Source organism: Mesorhizobium sp. M8A.F.Ca.ET.218.01.1.1, assembly GCF_004791165.1.
GTDB lineage: Bacteria > Pseudomonadota > Alphaproteobacteria > Rhizobiales > Rhizobiaceae > Mesorhizobium.
Map to the genome: position 1 here is coordinate 928,122 of NZ_SRUZ01000001.1, position 16,538 is coordinate 944,659.

At 62.9% G+C, this 16,538-nt stretch carries 19 protein-coding genes; 10 read left to right on the forward strand and 9 right to left on the reverse strand.

Features of this window, described 5'->3' with window-relative positions; genetic code table 11:
* The first annotated feature begins 91 nt into the window (after positions 1 to 91).
* From EN861_RS04400 to argB, 3 genes are all read left to right on the forward strand, one after another.
* A complete protein-coding gene (locus tag EN861_RS04400) occupies positions 92 to 520 on the forward strand; it encodes an SgcJ/EcaC family oxidoreductase (protein ID WP_127280227.1) in 429 nt (142 codons plus the stop codon).
* 110 nt (positions 521 to 630) lie between these two features.
* The gene (locus EN861_RS04405) at positions 631 to 2,130 is read left to right on the forward strand and encodes an amidase (protein WP_135862565.1); all 1,500 of its coding nucleotides are present in this window, start codon (positions 631 to 633) and stop codon (positions 2,128 to 2,130) included.
* Positions 2,131 to 2,290: 160 nt separating this feature from the next.
* Positions 2,291 to 3,184, forward strand: coding sequence for an acetylglutamate kinase (gene argB, locus EN861_RS04410; RefSeq protein WP_127276050.1), 894 nt, complete (start codon positions 2,291 to 2,293; stop codon positions 3,182 to 3,184).
* A 27-nt stretch (positions 3,185 to 3,211) separates the two neighbouring features.
* On the opposite strand, the gene EN861_RS04415 is transcribed toward argB, so the two are convergent.
* The 3 genes from EN861_RS04415 to EN861_RS04425 all read right to left on the reverse strand — a co-directional run bounded on the left by EN861_RS04415 (position 3,212) and on the right by EN861_RS04425 (position 5,901).
* Positions 3,212 to 3,670, reverse strand: a complete 459-nt coding sequence (locus EN861_RS04415; RefSeq protein WP_127276034.1) for a RidA family protein — start codon at positions 3,668 to 3,670, stop codon at positions 3,212 to 3,214.
* A gap of 77 nt (positions 3,671 to 3,747) precedes the next feature.
* Complete coding sequence (gene bchE, locus EN861_RS04420) at positions 3,748 to 5,316, reverse strand: magnesium-protoporphyrin IX monomethyl ester anaerobic oxidative cyclase (protein WP_135862567.1); 1,569 nt, start codon at positions 5,314 to 5,316, stop codon at positions 3,748 to 3,750.
* Positions 5,317 to 5,424: 108 nt separating this feature from the next.
* The gene (locus EN861_RS04425) at positions 5,425 to 5,901 is read right to left on the reverse strand and encodes an Lrp/AsnC family transcriptional regulator (protein WP_127276036.1); all 477 of its coding nucleotides are present in this window, start codon (positions 5,899 to 5,901) and stop codon (positions 5,425 to 5,427) included.
* 140 nt (positions 5,902 to 6,041) lie between these two features.
* On the opposite strand from EN861_RS04425, the gene phhA reads away from it, so the two are divergent.
* The gene (gene phhA, locus EN861_RS04430; RefSeq protein ID WP_127276037.1) at positions 6,042 to 6,878 is read left to right on the forward strand and encodes a phenylalanine 4-monooxygenase; all 837 of its coding nucleotides are present in this window, start codon (positions 6,042 to 6,044) and stop codon (positions 6,876 to 6,878) included.
* Positions 6,879 to 6,980: 102 nt separating this feature from the next.
* Here the strand turns inward: phhA and EN861_RS04435 are convergent, their stop codons facing one another.
* The gene (locus EN861_RS04435; RefSeq protein ID WP_135862569.1) at positions 6,981 to 7,385 is read right to left on the reverse strand and encodes a VOC family protein; all 405 of its coding nucleotides are present in this window, start codon (positions 7,383 to 7,385) and stop codon (positions 6,981 to 6,983) included.
* A gap of 103 nt (positions 7,386 to 7,488) precedes the next feature.
* Between EN861_RS04435 and EN861_RS04440 the strand changes: the two genes are divergently transcribed.
* Positions 7,489 to 8,121: a TetR/AcrR family transcriptional regulator gene (locus EN861_RS04440; RefSeq protein WP_135862571.1), complete on the forward strand. Its 633-nt coding sequence runs from the start codon at positions 7,489 to 7,491 to the stop codon at positions 8,119 to 8,121.
* A gap of 78 nt (positions 8,122 to 8,199) precedes the next feature.
* On the opposite strand, the gene EN861_RS04445 is transcribed toward EN861_RS04440, so the two are convergent.
* Entirely contained in the window at positions 8,200 to 8,805 is a 606-nt protein-coding gene (locus EN861_RS04445; RefSeq protein WP_245511988.1) for an Lrp/AsnC family transcriptional regulator, read from the reverse strand.
* A gap of 255 nt (positions 8,806 to 9,060) precedes the next feature.
* Between EN861_RS04445 and EN861_RS04450 the strand changes: the two genes are divergently transcribed.
* From EN861_RS04450 to EN861_RS04460, 3 genes are all read left to right on the forward strand, one after another.
* Positions 9,061 to 9,825 (forward strand): transporter substrate-binding domain-containing protein, encoded by a 765-nt coding sequence (locus EN861_RS04450; protein WP_245464268.1) that lies wholly within the window; start codon positions 9,061 to 9,063, stop codon positions 9,823 to 9,825.
* Positions 9,826 to 9,901: 76 nt separating this feature from the next.
* Positions 9,902 to 11,206 carry an FAD-binding oxidoreductase gene (locus EN861_RS04455; RefSeq protein ID WP_135862987.1) on the forward strand — a complete coding sequence of 435 codons (1,305 nt, stop codon included), beginning with the start codon at positions 9,902 to 9,904 and terminating at the stop codon, positions 11,204 to 11,206.
* On the forward strand, positions 11,203 to 12,171 hold the full coding sequence (locus EN861_RS04460; protein WP_127276041.1) for an amino acid ABC transporter permease: 969 nt from the start codon (positions 11,203 to 11,205) through the stop codon (positions 12,169 to 12,171). The genes EN861_RS04455 and EN861_RS04460 overlap by 4 nt, the downstream gene beginning before the upstream one ends.
* An 18-nt stretch (positions 12,172 to 12,189) precedes the next feature.
* Here EN861_RS04460 and EN861_RS04465 read toward each other — a convergent pair whose 3' ends face one another.
* Complete coding sequence (locus EN861_RS04465) at positions 12,190 to 12,681, reverse strand: MarR family transcriptional regulator (RefSeq protein ID WP_135862573.1); 492 nt, start codon at positions 12,679 to 12,681, stop codon at positions 12,190 to 12,192.
* Positions 12,682 to 12,776: 95 nt separating this feature from the next.
* Between EN861_RS04465 and EN861_RS35290 the strand changes: the two genes are divergently transcribed.
* Positions 12,777 to 12,944, forward strand: a complete 168-nt coding sequence (locus EN861_RS35290; RefSeq protein WP_167531521.1) for a hypothetical protein — start codon at positions 12,777 to 12,779, stop codon at positions 12,942 to 12,944.
* Between the two features lie 75 nt (positions 12,945 to 13,019).
* On the opposite strand, the gene EN861_RS04470 is transcribed toward EN861_RS35290, so the two are convergent.
* Genes EN861_RS04470 through EN861_RS04480 form a run of 3 tightly spaced genes read right to left on the reverse strand, consistent with a single transcriptional unit; the run spans position 13,020 to position 15,588 of the window.
* Positions 13,020 to 14,459, reverse strand: coding sequence for a GMC family oxidoreductase (locus tag EN861_RS04470; RefSeq protein ID WP_135862574.1), 1,440 nt, complete (start codon positions 14,457 to 14,459; stop codon positions 13,020 to 13,022).
* Positions 14,456 to 14,830, reverse strand: coding sequence for a hypothetical protein (locus EN861_RS36045; protein WP_245511989.1), 375 nt, complete (start codon positions 14,828 to 14,830; stop codon positions 14,456 to 14,458). The genes EN861_RS04470 and EN861_RS36045 overlap by 4 nt, the downstream gene beginning before the upstream one ends.
* Positions 14,827 to 15,588: a GGDEF domain-containing protein gene (locus EN861_RS04480; protein WP_127276044.1), complete on the reverse strand. Its 762-nt coding sequence runs from the start codon at positions 15,586 to 15,588 to the stop codon at positions 14,827 to 14,829. Before EN861_RS04480 ends, EN861_RS36045 begins: the two co-directional genes overlap by 4 nt.
* A 162-nt stretch (positions 15,589 to 15,750) precedes the next feature.
* Here EN861_RS04480 and EN861_RS04485 point away from each other — a divergent pair, with 162 nt between their 5' ends.
* On the forward strand, positions 15,751 to 16,455 hold the full coding sequence (locus tag EN861_RS04485; protein WP_135862578.1) for a pyrimidine 5'-nucleotidase: 705 nt from the start codon (positions 15,751 to 15,753) through the stop codon (positions 16,453 to 16,455).
* Positions 16,456 to 16,538 lie beyond the last annotated feature (83 nt).

The following is a 16,538-nucleotide window of genomic DNA, read 5'->3' on the forward strand; positions in this document are numbered from 1 at the left end:
GTGTCCCAGTTTGAATTCAAAGATTGGCAATCGCATTTGAGGCGATGACCCCGACATGCTACACTTTAGCGGAAAGCAAGGGAGATTTGGCATGAGATTGGTAGTCGCCAAACCTGAGGATGTCGCGACTGCCTTTGCCGATGCTTGGAATAGACATGACATGGACGACTTCGCGGCGCTGTTCGCCGACGACGCTAATTTTGTCAATGTCGTGGGCATGTGGTGGAAGAACCACACCGAGATCGAAAGGGCGCACCGCGCAACTCATGAAACCATGTTTCGCGACAGCCGATTAGAAGGTGCCGTCTCGTCAGTTGTTGAATTATCTTCCGGCATTGCATCGGTGCATTATACATGGATCCTGACTGGTGCATCCGCTCCGGACGGCTCATCCGCTGGAACGCGAAAAGGCATTCTGCTTCTGGTTGTTGTGAAGGAAGAACCGTCGGGCTGGCGGATAAAGGTTGCCCAGAATACCGACATTGTTCCGGGGGCGGTTGCTCCCCCTCCAACTCCATGAGATAGGCGTCTTACAAAAACTCGCCGCTCAAATTCCAAACTGAGACATTATTGGCCTGGATTGCCAACGGAATCGCTGCTGACTAGCTTGGCGGCAACGGGGGAGCGCGCATGTCGGTCGAACGAATCCTTTGGGAAGAAGACGCGACCGGCCTCGCCGCTCTGGTGCGCAAGGGCGACGTGTCGGCGATCGAATTGACCGAAGCGGCAATCGCCCGCGCCGAGGCCACTCGCCCCGAAATCAATGCCACGGCCGAAACGCTCTATGACGCCGCGCGGGCGCGGGCGAAGAGCATCGACCGCTCCTTGCCGCTGGCCGGCGTCCCCTTTGCCATCAAGGATCTCGGCATCGCCGCCAAGGGCGTGCCCTCGCATGGCGGCAGCCGCATTCCCGCATGGGTGCCCGATTTCAATTCGGTGATGACCGACCGCTATCTCGCCGCCGGGCTGATCCCGATCGTCACCTCGACCTCGCCCGAGCACGGGCTGCGGCTGATGACGGAATCCAAAGCCTTCGGCATCACCCGCAATCCCTGGAATACCGGCCACACCACCGGCGGCTCATCGGGCGGTTCGGCAGCCCTGGTCGCCGCCGGCGTCGTGCCGGCGGCGCATGCGTCGGATGGCGGCGGCTCGATCCGCGTGCCTTCGGCCTGCAGCGGCCTTGTCGGCCTCAAGACCTCGCGCGGCCGTGTCCCGCTGTCGCCGCTGGTAAGCGAAAGCTGGTACGGCATGGTCGTCGATCACGCCGTCACCCGCTCGGTGCGCGACTGTGCGCTGCTGCTCGACCTCACTCATGGTCCAGATGCGCTGGCGCCTTATGCCGCGCGGCCGCCAAAGGGTCCGTTCGCGGCCGCTGCCGCGCGCGATCCCGGCAGGCTCAAGCTGGCCGTCTACCGCAAGTCGCCGCTCGGCCTGCCGATTTCGGCCGAGACGCTCAAGGCGCTCGACATTGCCGTGGCGCTCGCCCGTGAGGGCGGCCATACCGTCGAGGACATCGAGCTGCCCTTCATCGGCCGCGATTTCTTCGCCGATTTCTGCACGACGGTCGCCTCCGCCGTTGCCGGCTCGTTGCGGGGTGAAGCGCTGCGCGTCGGCCGCTCCGTGACGGGCGACATCGAGCGCGCCACGCGGGTGCTCGGCCGGTTGGGCGAAATGGTCTCGGCCGGCGACGTCTATGCCGGCCTGCAGCGGCTGCATGCCGCCTCGCGCCGCCTGATCGAGGACACTGCGCGCTATGATGCGGTGCTGATGCCCGTCATCGCGCACCCGCCGCTTGCCTGCGGCGCCATGGATCCCAAAGGCGCCGACGAGTTGATCGAAACCCTGCTCGACAAGCTGCATCTCACGGCGCTGCTCAGGATCAAACCACTGTTCGGCCAGTTGATGGACAAGAGCCTATGGTTCACGCACTGGCCCGCAATCCACAATGTCAGCGGCCAGCCGTCGATTGCGCTACCGGTCCATGTCACGGACGCCGGCCTGCCGCTCGGCATCCAGGCCGCCGGCCGCCCGGGCGACGAGGAAACGCTTTTGTCGCTCGCCGCGCAGATGGAGAAGATCTCGGGCTGGCTGAAGCGGCGGGCGCCGCTGATGGTGCCGTCACAATGACGACACCGTGAACGGCTCGAATATGACAGCAATGCCATTTGCGGCTCGCGTCAATTCCCGCTAAGACGCCGCCGTCCTTACCTGATGCATGTCGCCCAAAAGTGCCCAGCGGTTTGGGGACAACGGCATGCATAAAACCAAAAGCCAGGGAACCACGCCGATGACGGACGTCGCCGCCACCGCCGAAATGCAGGCCGCACTCTTGTCGCGCGCGCTGCCCTATATGCAGCGCTACGAGCACAAGACGGTCGTGGTGAAATATGGCGGCCATGCCATGGGCGACATCGAGCTCGGCAAGGCCTTCGCCCGCGACATCGCGCTGTTGAAGCAGTCCGGCGTCAATCCGATCGTCGTCCATGGCGGCGGCCCGCAGATCGGCGCCATGCTGAACAAGATGGGGATCGAATCCAAGTTCGAGGGCGGCCTGCGCGTCACCGACCAGAAGACGGTCGAGATCGTCGAGATGGTGCTGGCCGGATCGATCAACAAGGAGATCGTCGCACTGATCAACGCCGAGGGCGAATGGGCGATCGGCCTGTGCGGCAAGGACGGCAACATGGTGTTCGCCGAAAAGGCGCGCAAGACCATGATCGACCCCGATTCCAACATCGAGCGCGTGCTCGATCTCGGTTTCGTCGGCGAGCCGGTCGAGGTCGACCGCACGCTGCTCGACCTGCTGGCACGCTCCGAAATGATCCCCGTTCTGGCGCCGGTGGCGCCCGGCCGTGACGGTCACACCTACAACATCAACGCCGACACTTTCGCAGGCGCCATCGCCGGCGCCTGCAAGGCCTCGCGCCTCCTGTTCCTGACCGACGTGCCGGGCGTGCTCGACAAGAACAAGAAGCTGATCGACGAGCTGACGGTCACCGAGGCGAAGGCGCTGATCAAGGACGGCACGGTCTCGGGCGGCATGATCCCCAAGGTCGAGACCTGCATCGAGGCGATCGAGCGCGGCGTCGAGGGCGTCGTCATCCTCAATGGCAAGACGCCGCATTCGGTGCTGCTCGAACTCTTCACCGAACACGGCGCCGGTACACTGATCGTGCCTTGACATTTTGCGCTTCGGAGCCCGGCATCCTCAGTCCGGCAGAGCGGCGACGGCCACGATCTCGATGACGAGATCGGATTGCGCGAGCGCGGCGACCCCGATCACTTCCGAGGGCGGCGGATTGTTGTAGCTGCAGTGCTTCGGGCAGTGCTCGGCGAAGAATTCGTCCATCACGTCCAGCCGGAAATTTGGGGAGCTCAGCGCGCCTCCGTCGGGAAACGGCCCTTTGACGTACTGGGTGATCTTGACGAGATATTCGAGCGAGCTGCCGAGCTCCTCCAGATCCGATTTGATGTTCGTCAGAATGGAACGCCATTGCGTCGCCGCGTCGCCGACGGCGCCCCCCTTGCCGCTCGACGGGTCATAATTCTCGGCCGTGCCTGTATTGCCGGCAAGGAAGACATACCCCTTGGCTCCGGTCACGACGGTGCCTTTCCCCCAAGGCATAGGCCGGCCACCTTTCATCTTCTTATGCGTGACAAGTTTCATCGCTTCCTCCTGCTGGCCACCATCATCCGATCGCCAGAAATTAGCGCGAGGTCCGCTGGCGGCCAGGGCGAGACGGGTCAGGCCGGCGGCGGTGAGACGCCAAAGGCATGCTGCTCGGCGGCAGGCGCCGTTACTGGTCTCTTCGCCGGGCGCTGAAAGGTCATCGACTCTTCCTCCGCATCCTGCGGCGCGCCCCAGAATTCGGCGAGCGTCGGGCCGCCTTTCACCCGGTTGTCGGTCACCAGGAAACCCCACACTTCGCGGAACCAGACGCGGCGGCCCATTTTGGTGTACCAGCGCATCGAATGCCGCTGCTCGGGATCCGGGTGGAACAGGATGCGCGCCAGCGCCTTCGGCCGCGACTGCACGGCGAGTTCGATCAGCTTGACCGAGAAGAACAGCATCCATGGCTTGAGCCGCGTCATGTGCAGCACCTGGTGTTTGTAGTCCCACAGGCGGGCGTCCTTCTGGATGACCCTGCGATCCCGCGCGATGCGGAAGAACGGCGTCCACCGATGCGGCGTCACATAGAGCGCCTGGATCTGGTCCGGGTCATAGGCGATGAGCTGGCGGAAACCACGCCAGAGATCACGAAAACCTTCATCCTCGAAACCGGGCACCCAGGTCGCCATCGACAGGATGCCGTGCTTTCGCAGCAGCCGTATCGCCTCGCGGTCGGACGAGGTGCTGCCGCCCTTGCGGATCAGTCGCAGCGTCTGCTCGTCGGTGTTTTCCATGCCGAGCAGCCAGCGGATAACACCGGCCTTGCGGTAGAGGTGCAGCATGTCAGCGTCGCGCACGATATCGTCGGCGCGTGTCGAGCCGACGATCAGCACCGGCACGTTCTCGGCGATCATCGCATCCAGGAAAGCGCGCCAGGCCTTCTTCGAGACGGTCGGGTTCTCGTCGGCGAGGTTGATCAGCTCGACGCCGTGCTCGCGGTGTAGCCAGGCGATCTCCTGCGCGAATTTCTTGGGATCGCGATGCCGCCAACGGGTCCAGAAGCCGCGCTGGCCGCAATAATTGCACAGATGCGGGCAGCCGCGCGAAAACTGCATGACCACCGCGCGCTTGCCGCCCCAGTAACTGTATCTGCTGACGTCAATCAGTTCCCAGCCGACGCGGTAGGCGTCGAGGTCGGCGATGGTCATCGCCGCCTGGGTGGCGAAGGGCCGGCGCAGATCGTCGCGATAGGCGATGCCGGCGACGCTTGCCGGCGGCTGGCGCATTTCCACCGCCTCGACCAGCGCCACCACGGTCGCCTCGCCCTCGCCGCGCACGATGAAGTCGAAAACGTCCGTTTCGGCCAGGATGTCGCGCCAGTGGTAGGTCGGGAAGACACCGCCATAGATGACGATCGTCGCCGGTTCGCGCGCCTTGATCATCGCGGCGATCAACAAGGCGGTCGGATGCGCAGAAGTGGATCCGGAATGGCCGATCAGGACGAAGTCGGGACAGTCCTTCAGGGCTTCCGCGACGACCGAGGCGAGCGGCATCGGCCCGAACTCGGCATCGACGAGCCGCACGTCGTGGCCGGCGTCGACCAGCGGGCCGCCGATGGCCAGCAGGCCGAGTGGCGGCAGGTGATCGTCGGGCACGCGGCTGCCGATGGCGGTGTGCGGCGGATTGATCAGGACGATTTTCATAGCGGACCTCCAGGACGTTGGTCCGCATGCTGGCCGGCGATCGTGCCGCCCGGTTGGCCCGTTTCAGCAGTTTGCTCGCAGCTTTTCCGCAGAAACGAGTGAGCGCTGTCAGCGCCTGAGATGCGCGAGCGGCACGTGGCCGGGTCCCTTGATGTTCTGCAGCACCAGCTGGGTGTGGACGTCGCGCACGCCCTCGAGCCGCATCAGCCGATGCATTACGAAGGCGTTGAGTTCGTCGACCGATGGCACCATGACATGCAGCAGGAAATCGTGGTCGCCGGTCATCGTCCAGCACGACGACACCTCGTCCATACGCTGGACAGCGGCAATGAAGCTCTCGGGCGAGCCGTCGCTGTGGCTGACCAGGCGCACCTGGATGAACACCTCGACCATCAGGCCGACCGCGCGGCGGCTGATCACGGCGGCAAATCCCTTGATGATGCCGGCTTCCTGCAGCGCTTCGAAGCGCCGCGCGCAGGGCGTGGTGGAGAGGCCGATCTCCTGCGCCAGCTCCGAGACAGGTTTGCGCCCGTCGCGTTGCAGGACATCGAGCATCCTGATCTCGAAATCATCGAACTGAGGCATTTTCACTCTCCTTGTGTCGATTTTGAGTGAATGTTATCTCGAATATGCCGCTCCATCTACGATCAAAACCAATTTGCCTCGGTAAGTCGGGCTACACTTTCGGCACCGCAGCCATCGATGCTTTGCGAGGGAGAAGACATATGACGACGATGAGCGTTGCCGAATATGCCCGCGACTGCGCGGCGCAAGGGTTGCGCGGCGACTATTCGGTCTGCCGCGCCGATTTCACCGTGGCACAGGGCTATGACTACAGCGCCGAGGAGCAGGCGGTGTGGCGCACGCTGTGCGACCGCCAGACCAGGCTGACGCGCAAGCTCGCCCACCATTCCTATCTCGACGGCGTGGAGAAGCTCGGCCTGCTCGACGCCATTCCCGATTTCGCCGACGTCAGCGCCAGGCTGCGCAAGCTGACCGGCTGGGAGATCGTCGCCGTGCCCGGCCTCATTCCGGCGGCCCCGTTCTTCGATCACCTCGCCAATCGCCGCTTCCCGGTCACCAACTGGCTGCGCACCAGGCAGGAACTCGATTACATCGTCGAGCCGGACATGTTCCATGATTTCTTCGGCCATGTGCCGGTGCTGTCGCAGCCGGTGTTCGCCGATTTCATGCAGATGTATGGCAGGAAGGCCGGCGACATCATCGCGCTCGGCGGCGACGAGATGATCACCCGGCTCTACTGGTACACGGCCGAGTATGGCCTGATGCGGGAAGCCGGCCAGCCGCTGAAAGCCTTCGGCGCCGGGCTGATGTCGTCGTTCACCGAATTGCAATTCGCGGTGGAGGGCAAGGACGCCCACCATGTGCCGTTCGACCTGGAAACGGTGATGCGCACCGGCTACGAGATCGACAAGTTCCAGCGCGCCTATTTCGTGCTGCCGTCCTTCGACGCCTTGCGCGACGCCTTCCAGAGCGCGGATTTCGAGGCGATCGTCGCACGCCGCAAGAGTCAGCCGGCGCTCGACCCGGCGACGGTCTAGTCCGTTTCGGTTTTGGGAATACGACATAAAAACAAAGACCTAAAGCGCGTCGCATGACTCCGTTTCGACGCGACGCGCTTCAGACGCTTTGATCCCGGCAGGCTATTGCAGGGCGGCGGGGTTCATCCACATGAACTCCCAGACGTTGCCGTCGGGGTCTTCGATGTGGCGGTTGAACATGAAGCCGAGATCCTGCGCTGGATTGGGATCAGCGCGTCCGCCTGCCGCCACGCCCTTCTCGATCATGGCGTTGACGTCGTCCTTGCTGTCGGCGGTGAGCGCGATCAGCATCTGGCTTTCACGCCTGGGGTCGCCGATCTGCCGCTCGGTGAACTGGCTGTAGTACTGATGCGAAAGCAACATGACGCCAATGGAGTCCGAGAACATGATCGAGCTGGCCTGGTCGCTCGAGAACTGCGGATTGAGCGTGCCCCCGATCGCGAGATAAAAATTGGTGGCTGCCTGCAGATCGCGCACCGGCAGATTTATGAAGATCATCTTGGTCATCGGTCTAAAGCCTCGCCTTCGTTGACAGGTACTAGTCAGTCCAGTACCGTTTGACGACTATCACGAGAGAACGGTACCGTCTAGTACCGGTCAAAGGGGTGCCATGGAAATCAAGGGGGAGACCAGATCGGCACGCAAGGATCGTGAAATCATCCAGGCGGCCACGGCGGCGTTCATCGCCAAGGGCTATGATGGAACCAGCATGGAGGAAATCGCCACCAGGGCGGGAGCTTCCAAGCAGACCGTGTACAAGCATTTCACCGACAAGGAGACACTTTTCGGTGAAGTCGTTCTATCAACCGCTGGCCAGGTCAACGACATCATCGAGTCCGTGACGACACTGCTTTCCGAGGCGAAATTCATGGAGGGCGGCCTGCAGCAGCTTGCTCGGTGCTTGATAACGATGCTCATGGACGACGAGTTGTTGAAGCTGCGCCGCCTGATCATCGCCAACGCGGATCGAATGCCGCAGCTTGGCCGCGGCTGGTACGAAAAAGGCTTTGAGCGCATGCTTGCCTCGACGGCGTCCTGCTTTCAAAAGCTCACCGATCGGGGGCTGATGCAAACCAGTGATCCCCGTCTGGCGGCCAGCCATCTTTTTGGGATGATCCTTTGGATCCCCATGAATGAAGCCATGTTCACGGGGAGCAACCCGCGTTCCAAAGCCGAACTTGAACGGCACGCGGATGCCTCGGTCGAGGCGTTTCTTGTCGCCTATGGGGTCCAACCGAAATAGCCCCGTTGCCCGCCGACGCTTGCGGCAACGCCAGCGTTGTCCCGGCCGCCGGGAGGTCCGCAATCCCGCCGCCACGTCCTACAAGGCGTAGATGGTCCGATTGAACTTCGTCTCCATCACCACATGGGAAGCGGTTTTGACGACGCCGCTGATTTCATTCACGGCATTCACCTCCCGGTTCAGCTTCTCGAGCGTCTCGGCGGCAAGGTGGATGATCAGGTCCCACTCGCCGGTGATGGCGTAGACCGCCTGGATCGAAGGCATCGCCTTGATCTTTCTGGAGACGTCCGGATAGCTCTTGTTGTTCAGGGCGGCGAGCGTGAAACAGTGGACGGCGTTCTGGGCCACCTCCTTGGTCAGCCGCACGCTATAGCCTTCGATAATGCCGCCGGCCTCCAGCTTCTGGATCCGCTCCTGCAGCGCTGTCCGCGATACGCCGAGCTGACGTGCCAGTGACGCGACCGGCTCACGCGCATTCTTCTGCATCAGCGCGAGCAGCTGACGATCCTTCTCGGTCAATTCCACAAACAAATCCTCTCGCTCGATCCGCGCTGTAACCGCCGCGATCCTATCGGCTGAACCGCCCCCGCGACAATCCGGAAGACCGGCCTTAGCGAACGGAACAAGGCGAACATATCCGGCACTTTGCCGTCTCAAGGCACGCAATGACTGCGCGATCGCCATTATCCCGCATTTCGCCGGGTGGAACCCTTCTTTTTGCGACCTGACTGTCTGGGGTCACAAACGCCGGTCCATCAGGGGGAACGAGCTTCGGCTGTGGTGGGCACAAACCGATCCGCGTTGAACCTGTGGCCGAAAGCGCTGAGGTCCGACGTTACGCATCCTATCAGTTTCAACCACAAGGGAGGGATAACTTTGAAAAAGCTGCTCGATTTAGCCGTTCTTGCCGCCGCGACATTCGCGATCACAACGGCGGCCATGGCCGGGGAAACCCTGGACCGCGTCACGTCGAAAAAGGCGATGGTCATCGCCACCAACGCGGCCTGGCCACCGCAGAGCTTTCTCAACGACAGCAACGAACTCGCCGGCTTCGACATCGATGTCTCGCGCGAGATCGGCAAGCGGCTTGGTGTCGAGGTCTCGTTCGAAACGCCCGACTGGGCGACGCTGACCGGCGGACGCTGGCAGGGACGCTACGACCTCGGCGTCGGATCGGTCACGCCGACCAAGGCCCGTTCCAAGGTGATCGACTTTGTCGGCATCTATTATTACAGCCCCTATGTCTACGTCCTGCACAAGGACAGCGGCGCGAAGTCGGTCGCCGATCTCAACGGCAAGATCATCGGCGTCGAGACGGCCACCACCTCGGAGGATTTCATCCGCCGCAAGCTCGAAATCGACGCACCCGGCCTGGCTCCCATCCAATACAAGCTGGAACCGGGCGAGGTCCGCACCTACGCGGATTCCATGCTTCCCTTCGATGACCTGCGGCTTGGCGACGGCGTGCGCCTGAATGCCGTGATCGCACCGGAGCAGACGGCGCAGAACGCCATCAAGAACGGCTATCCCGTGAAGATCCTCGAAGGCGAGTACGCCTTCCGCGAGCCGCTCGTCGTCATCGCCGAGAAGAAGGATCCGGAGTGGACCGCGAAGGTCGCGGGCATCATCACCGGGATGAAGACGGACGGCACGCTCGCCGCGCTGACCACGAAGTGGTACGGCAAGGACTACAGCGCCAAGTAAAGTCATTCCGCCGGCTGCCCCTCGGCAGCCGGCGGCGTCACCCACCAAATACATGCCCCTCACCGCAAAGTCGTCGATGGCCTATCCGGATACCTACTACGCCCGCACCCTGGCCGACCGGAAGACGAGGCCTCCGCTGCAGGGCGAGGCGCAATGTGACGTGGCCGTCGTCGGCGCCGGATTGGCCGGGCTGACGACGGCGCTGCAGCTGGCGCGGGCCGGACTGCATGTCGCCGTGCTCGAAGCCCAGCTCGTCGGTTTCGGCGCTTCGGGCCGCAATGGCGGTTTCGTCACGCCCGGCTTCGCCACCGGCGGCGACAATATCGCCGCACGTGTCGGCGGGGAGGCCGCGCGCGACCTGCACCGGCTGTCGATCGAAGGCGTCGAATTCGTGCGCGACACCATCGAGACGCTCGCAATATCGGCCGCCCAGCCGCGTGCCGGCCTGCTCAGCGTCTTGCGCTACGACGACGGCGATGCGCTGAAGGCCTATGCCGAACAGATGGCCCGCGACCACGGCTATGAACTTCAGTATCTCGAGAGAGAAGACGTCCGATCGATGCTGAAGTCCGCTCGCTACCACCAGGGCCTGCGTGACCCGAACGCCTTTCACATCCATCCGCTCAACTATCTGCGTTGCCTTGCCGACGAGATCGAGCGGCTTGGCGGCGAGATTCATGAAAGCTCCGAAGTCGTGCAGTGCGACCTCTCGGGGCCGCAAAAGATGCTTCGCACCAGACAGGGCACGCTTCGGGCGCCCCGGATCGTGCTCGCGACCGGCGGCTATACCGGCCCGGTATTCGGCCAGCTCTACCGGGCGTTCCTGCCCATCGCGACCTATGTCATGGTTTCCGAGGCGGCCCCCCGCCTCATCGCGCAAGCGGTCGCCACGACGGACGCCGTCGGCGACAACAGGCGGGCCGGCGACTATTATCGCCTGGTCGAGAATGGCCGCCGCCTCCTGTGGGGCGGGCGCATCACCACGCGCGCCGCTTCCGCCGACGCGTTGGCGCGCGAATTGCGCCGCGAGATGGTCGGCACCTACCCGCAGCTTGCCGGCCTCAAGACCGAACTGGCGTGGTCGGGGCTAATGTCCTATGCCCGGCATCTGATGCCCCAGATCGGGGAGATGCAGCCAGGCGTCTGGTACTGCACCGCTTTCGGCGGCCATGGGCTCAACACCACGGCGATTGCCGGAAAAATTGTCGCCGAGGGCATTCTGGGCGCCTCGGACCGGTACCGGCAGTTCGCGCCCTTCGGACTGAGCTGGGCCGGCGGCGCCGCCGGCCTGGCCGCCGCGCAGCTTACCTATTGGAAACTGCAGGCGCAGGACTGGTGGCGGGAACGCAACGCCATCGCCAAGGACAAGGTGACGGCATGATCGGCAGGCTGATGCTCTCCCATCCAGGGCTCGCCCGCCGCGCCGCGGCCGCGCTTTTTCCGGCGCTGCTGGCCGCAGCCCTCTACGCCATGGGCATCAAGTCGAGCTGGATCGGCTCATTGATGCCGCTTGCGTCCGACTGGCTGCAGGCCAACCCAGCCTTGTCGCGAGCCCTCTCGGCCGTGTTGATCGCGCTGCTGGTGCTGGTGAATTGCAAGCTGCTTCTGCTCCTGCCCCGACGCCAGCAGATCGTCGGCGTCTGGATCGAGCTGTTCGTGCTGCTGATGCTGTTCTTCTATTCCTTCGACCTCTCCCTCGCCTTCATCGCCAGGAAAGTCGGCTTCCTGATCACCCAGGGCGTCACCACGACGCTTTACATTTCGGCGATCTCGATCCTGATCGCGACCTTGATCGCACTGGTCGGCGCCATCGCCAAGTTGACCGGGAACGGCATCGTTTACGGGCTGGCCACCTTCTACACATCGTTGTTTCGCGGCCTGCCGTTGCTGATGCAGATCTACATCATCTATCTCGGGCTGCCGCAGATCGGTTACGTGATCGGCGCGGTGCCGGCGGGTATCGTCGCGCTGTCGCTGTGTTACGGCGCCTACATGACCGAGATCTTCCGCGCCGGCATCGAAAGCATCCCGCGCGGTCAAAGCGAAGGCGCCACGGCGCTCGGCCTGAGCCCCGGCCAAACCATGGCGCTCGTCATCCTGCCGCAGGCCATGCGCGTCATCATCCCGCCGACCGGCAACCAGTTCATCGCCATGCTGAAGGATTCCTCGCTGGTCTCCGTCGTCGGCGTCTGGGAGATCATGTATCTCGCCCGCACGATGGGCCAGACGGAGTTCCGCCATATCGAGATGCTGATTACCGCCTCGATGATTTACTGGATTCTGTCGATCGCGCTGGAATTCGGCCAAGCCTATCTCGAACGGCGCTTCGGCCGATCAGGACGCTAGGTGGTCTGACCCTCTAGATCAGCGCGGCTGCGGCGCCTCGGCCTTCAGCCGCATGAGCTGGTCGCGCTGCAGGTCGAGCGCGGCGGTGACGAAGCGCCGAATGGTGGCAAGCTCCGCGTCACTGAACGTGGCAATGAGCTTCTCCCCTTCCCGCGCGATGGCGCCGTAATAGCGTGCCGACAGCTCCCGTGTTGACTCCGTTGCCTCGATGACCACCTTGCGCCTGTCCTCGAGGCTGCGCATGCGCGTCAAGAGGCCGCGCGCCTCCAGCCGGTCGATCAGCGCGGTCACCGCGGCCGGCGTCAACCCGGTCGCGGTCGCGATCGCGCCGGCCGATTGCGGGCCGCCGTGGAGCAGTCCGATACAATGGCGCTCGGCCATGTTGAGGCCGAGTCTCATCCCCACCGCCTCGTCATAGGCCTGCGTCGCGTCCTGCCACTGCATGATGGCAAGACCGATGGCTGTCGTCAGTTCGGCTCGATTCCCGCTTGACGAATTTACTTCGATCATCTAACTATCAATCCGTCTAACATTTAGACCATTATAGCAATATGCGGCTACGCCCCCGACAAGGCAAGAGCCGCTCCCGGGCAAGGATATGAAAAATGAGTTTGATTCAACAGCGTACGCCTCTCTCGCACGAGGAAGAATTCAAATACGCCAAGCTGGCCATGGAATGGTATGGCTGGGGCTCTCCGATCGGTCTCGGTATCCTGCTGGTGTCGCTGGCCGCCGCCGCCGTGCTGGTCCGGATCGCCGTCTACGGCTTTTGAGCCTCTGCCGGCGCCATCCTTGGCGCCGGCCCTGCCGGTCGTGGCTTGGCAGGACGACGGCTTCGTGGAGGTCGTTCAGGCCATGACGACCTTGCTCAGATGGTCGCCCAGCCGGCAGGCGAGCGCGGTGATCGTCGTCGTCGGGTTGGCTTGGCCCGACGTGCAGAACACGGAAGAGCCGCCAACATAGAGATTGTCCATGCCATGCACCTTGCAATTGGCGTCCACCACGCTCCTGGTGACATCCGTGCCCATGCGCGTGCCCCCCATATGATGATGGCCCGCCGTCTCTTCGTTGGTCGGATAATCCTCGCCGTTCGAGATCCAGTCGGCAATGCGCACCCGGCCCAGGTTTTTCTGGGCAAGCGTCGTGCCGAACAGCCTCAGGCCTTCGAGAAGGGTGCGTTGTTCCAGTTTCGATTTCTTCCAGTGCAGTTCGATGCGCGGCACGCCGGCATGGTCGACCTCGGTCTTCGACAACTCGATCTGGTTCGAAGCCAGCGGCGCCTGTTCCCAGGCGACATAAAGCTGAGCGGCGCAACGCAGGTTCTGGTCGAGCTTGCCAGATACCCATTCCGCCATGTGCGGCGCCGTGCAGGCTAGGTCGGCGATGAGGCTCTTGACGCCCGGATAGGGCGTCTCGATCAGCCGGATGCCGAAATTCATGATCTTGAGACGTTCCATCGCGGCAGGCATCGGCGAGAAGAAGGCCTCCTTGACGGCATCGACCTCGAACGCACCATAGTCGGCCAGGATGGCGTTGCCGCCCTCGAAGGTCGGATGCTCCATCCAGTAGCGGCCAAGCGCCGTCGCGTTCGGCACGACGCCGCCGTTGGAGCGCTGGTTCGACCACAAAAGCAGCCGCGAATTCTCCAGCCCGCCGGTGCAGACGATGAAATAGTCAGCGCTGAACGAGCCGGCGTCCTGTCCGTTGGACCACAGCTTGGCGCCGGTCACGCGTTTGCCGTCTCCGGCAAGCTCGGTGGCGTAGGTGTTGAGCACGACGGCGATGTTTTTGCTCTTGTCGAGTTCGTCGGCGAATTTTTCGGCAAACCGCACCGCCGGGCTCTTGATCAACTGCACCCAGCGAATGTCGTCCGAAATCGGCACATCAGGCCGGAAATCGGGAAGGTCGAGGATAGCGCGCACTTCCGAGAGGTAGGGTTCGATGTCGGCGCGGCGGATCGGCCAGCCGGTGTCGGGCGCCCAGGCCTTGGGCTCGAAATCCAGTTTGTCGAGCACGCGGCACCAACCGGCCCAGTGATTGGAGCTGCCGCCCATGAACCGCAGCCGGGTGATGTCGAGATCGAAATAGAAATCGCCGACCGTGGTGCCGCGGTAGAAGTCTTGCGAGTCGTCGCTGAATTCCCGCGGACCGGCTTCCAGCACCACGACCGGAATGCCGGCAGCGCCAAGTTTTCTGGCGATCGTTGTGCCGGCCGGACCGGAACCAAGGATGCAGACCCTTGGCACAAAGTTGGCGGCGCGATACGCCTCGTAGCTGTCGAAGATCATGCCAGGTCGCTCCGCTTCAGGATCCAGCCATTGACCTCGACGATCTCGTCAGGATCGGCCCGGGATGAACCGGCATGGGTGGCGTCGGCATCAGGCAGCTTGCGGAACAACGACAGGGCAGGCAGGGCGATCAGCGCCTGCACGAGCGTGCGGCGCGACATTTTTTTTATGAGGAAACTCATGGCAGGTCTCTCGGCTAGGGCTTCGATGCGCGCATGACATTCCCCGAACGGCACACACATCGTCACGGAAGCCAGTATCGTGCCAAGCATGGCATCAAGGCGGGGAAAGTGCCGACAAGCGGCACAACCGGATGCAAACAGGGTTAGAAATTTTTTAACGGGCCAGGTGTGCCGGCCCGGCCTGCTCATGCCGCTTCGGAAATATCGGTATCGAGGATCGTCAGGTTGCGGCCCGCATGCTTGGCTTGGTAGAGGCGCCGGTCCGCGGCGCGCATCAGCTCCGATACGTTGACATCCTCGCCGCAGACAGTGCCGCCGATGCTGACGGTCAACGGAATGGTCCGTTCATCGACCGGCCGGAAGCGGATCAGTTCGACCTCGCGGCGGATCCGCTCGGCAACGCGCTTGGCCTCCTGTTCCGTGGCTCCGGTCAGAAACGCGCCGAACTCCTCGCCGCCGATGCGGCCGAGCACGTCGCCGCTGCGCACGCCGCGCTCGATGGCGCTGGCGATCAACAGCAGCGCGTCATCACCGGTCAGGTGGCCGAAATTGTCATTGATCGTCTTGAAGTGGTCGGCGTCGATGATCAGCAGGGCGCCGCGGTCGGACTTGCGCCGGGAGCCGTCCAGCGCGGCAAAGAAGCTTTCCCGGTTGAGCATGCCGGTCATGTCGTCGCGGCTCGCCTTTTCCGCCAGGCGGCGGTGCGCGGCGGCGAGTTGGGCATGAGCACGGGCAAGCTCGCGATGCGCGTTTTTCAGCCTGTCGCTCTGCCAGAACGTGCTGGCGCATGCGGCCCAGGCAAGGACCAGCGGACAGAGCGTCGAGGTCAGCCAGATCGTGCGCGTTATGGGGAATCCCATGGCTGGGACGACAATCAACGTCAGCATGAGAGAGGCGGCGACGGAGGCGAAAGCGATGGCGGCGGATTTGAGAATAATGCTGTTCATCGCGAACTCCCCTCAGGACTTGTCTCTGTGCCAGCAAGCCCTGAAGGCCACCTTTCCCGGACGGTTAAAATTTGAACCGTGAGGCCATTTCTGCAACCTCAACGGGCAGAAGTTGTGGATAAAGTCCCTTTCGGAATCCCTGTTTCATGCCATAAGGAGCGCATGACGACGCTTCCCGATCCCGCCCGCTTCGCCCATGTCACCGACTGGGTGTTCGACCTCGACAACACGCTCTATCCGCACCACTCGAATCTGTTCTCGCAGATCGACGTCAAGATGACCGCCTATGTCGGGGAGCTGCTGGCGCTGCCGCGCGAGGAGGCGCGCAAGCTGCAGAAGGAGCTCTATCTCGAATACGGCACGACGCTGAACGGGCTGATGACGCGCCACGGCATCGATCCCGACGACTTCCTCGAGAAGGTCCATGACATCGACTATTCGTGGCTGGTGCCCGATCCCGTTCTCGGCACCGCCATCCGGCAGCTTCCCGGTCGCAAGTTCATCTTCACCAATGGCGACCGCAGGCACGCCGAGCGCACCGCGCGCCAGCTCGGCATCCTCGACCATTTCGACGACATCTTCGATATTGTCGCCGCCGACCTCAACCCCAAGCCGGCGCGCCAGACCTACGAGAAGTTCGCCGAGCTGCACGCCGTCACCGGCCACAATGCGGTGATGTTCGAGGATCTCGCCCGCAACCTGGCCGTGCCGAAGTCATTGGGCATGACCACGGTTCTCGTGGTACCGCGCAATTTCGAACCGACCTTCTCCGAAATCTGGGAACGCGACCCGGCCAACGAGGATGACGTCGATTTCGTCACCGACGATCTCGCCACGTTCCTCACGACCATAGTCGCAAGGGAGTAGGGAATTGAGGAATTGAGGAATTGAGGAATTGAGGAATTGAGGAATTGAGGAATTGAGGAATTGAGGAATTGAGGAATTGAGGA

What these genes read in the sequence shown, in the direction of transcription:
- EN861_RS04400 (WP_127280227.1), top strand. Translation starts at nt 92, where the DNA reads ATGAGATTGGTAGTCGCCAAACCTGAGGATGTCGCGACTGCCTTTGCC.
- EN861_RS04405 (WP_135862565.1), top strand. Translation starts at nt 631, where the DNA reads ATGTCGGTCGAACGAATCCTTTGGGAAGAAGACGCGACCGGCCTCGCC.
- argB (WP_127276050.1), top strand. Translation starts at nt 2,291, where the DNA reads ATGACGGACGTCGCCGCCACCGCCGAAATGCAGGCCGCACTCTTGTCG.
- EN861_RS04415 (WP_127276034.1), bottom strand. Translation starts at nt 3,670, where the DNA reads ATGAAACTTGTCACGCATAAGAAGATGAAAGGTGGCCGGCCTATGCCT.
- bchE (WP_135862567.1), bottom strand. Translation starts at nt 5,316, where the DNA reads ATGAAAATCGTCCTGATCAATCCGCCGCACACCGCCATCGGCAGCCGC.
- EN861_RS04425 (WP_127276036.1), bottom strand. Translation starts at nt 5,901, where the DNA reads ATGCCTCAGTTCGATGATTTCGAGATCAGGATGCTCGATGTCCTGCAA.
- phhA (WP_127276037.1), top strand. Translation starts at nt 6,042, where the DNA reads ATGACGACGATGAGCGTTGCCGAATATGCCCGCGACTGCGCGGCGCAA.
- EN861_RS04435 (WP_135862569.1), bottom strand. Translation starts at nt 7,385, where the DNA reads ATGACCAAGATGATCTTCATAAATCTGCCGGTGCGCGATCTGCAGGCA.
- EN861_RS04440 (WP_135862571.1), top strand. Translation starts at nt 7,489, where the DNA reads ATGGAAATCAAGGGGGAGACCAGATCGGCACGCAAGGATCGTGAAATC.
- EN861_RS04445 (WP_245511988.1), bottom strand. Translation starts at nt 8,805, where the DNA reads ATGGCGATCGCGCAGTCATTGCGTGCCTTGAGACGGCAAAGTGCCGGA.
- EN861_RS04450 (WP_245464268.1), top strand. Translation starts at nt 9,061, where the DNA reads ATGGCCGGGGAAACCCTGGACCGCGTCACGTCGAAAAAGGCGATGGTC.
- EN861_RS04455 (WP_135862987.1), top strand. Translation starts at nt 9,902, where the DNA reads ATGGCCTATCCGGATACCTACTACGCCCGCACCCTGGCCGACCGGAAG.
- EN861_RS04460 (WP_127276041.1), top strand. Translation starts at nt 11,203, where the DNA reads ATGATCGGCAGGCTGATGCTCTCCCATCCAGGGCTCGCCCGCCGCGCC.
- EN861_RS04465 (WP_135862573.1), bottom strand. Translation starts at nt 12,681, where the DNA reads ATGATCGAAGTAAATTCGTCAAGCGGGAATCGAGCCGAACTGACGACA.
- EN861_RS35290 (WP_167531521.1), top strand. Translation starts at nt 12,777, where the DNA reads ATGAGTTTGATTCAACAGCGTACGCCTCTCTCGCACGAGGAAGAATTC.
- EN861_RS04470 (WP_135862574.1), bottom strand. Translation starts at nt 14,459, where the DNA reads ATGATCTTCGACAGCTACGAGGCGTATCGCGCCGCCAACTTTGTGCCA.
- EN861_RS36045 (WP_245511989.1), bottom strand. Translation starts at nt 14,830, where the DNA reads ATGAGCAGGCCGGGCCGGCACACCTGGCCCGTTAAAAAATTTCTAACC.
- EN861_RS04480 (WP_127276044.1), bottom strand. Translation starts at nt 15,588, where the DNA reads ATGAACAGCATTATTCTCAAATCCGCCGCCATCGCTTTCGCCTCCGTC.
- EN861_RS04485 (WP_135862578.1), top strand. Translation starts at nt 15,751, where the DNA reads ATGACGACGCTTCCCGATCCCGCCCGCTTCGCCCATGTCACCGACTGG.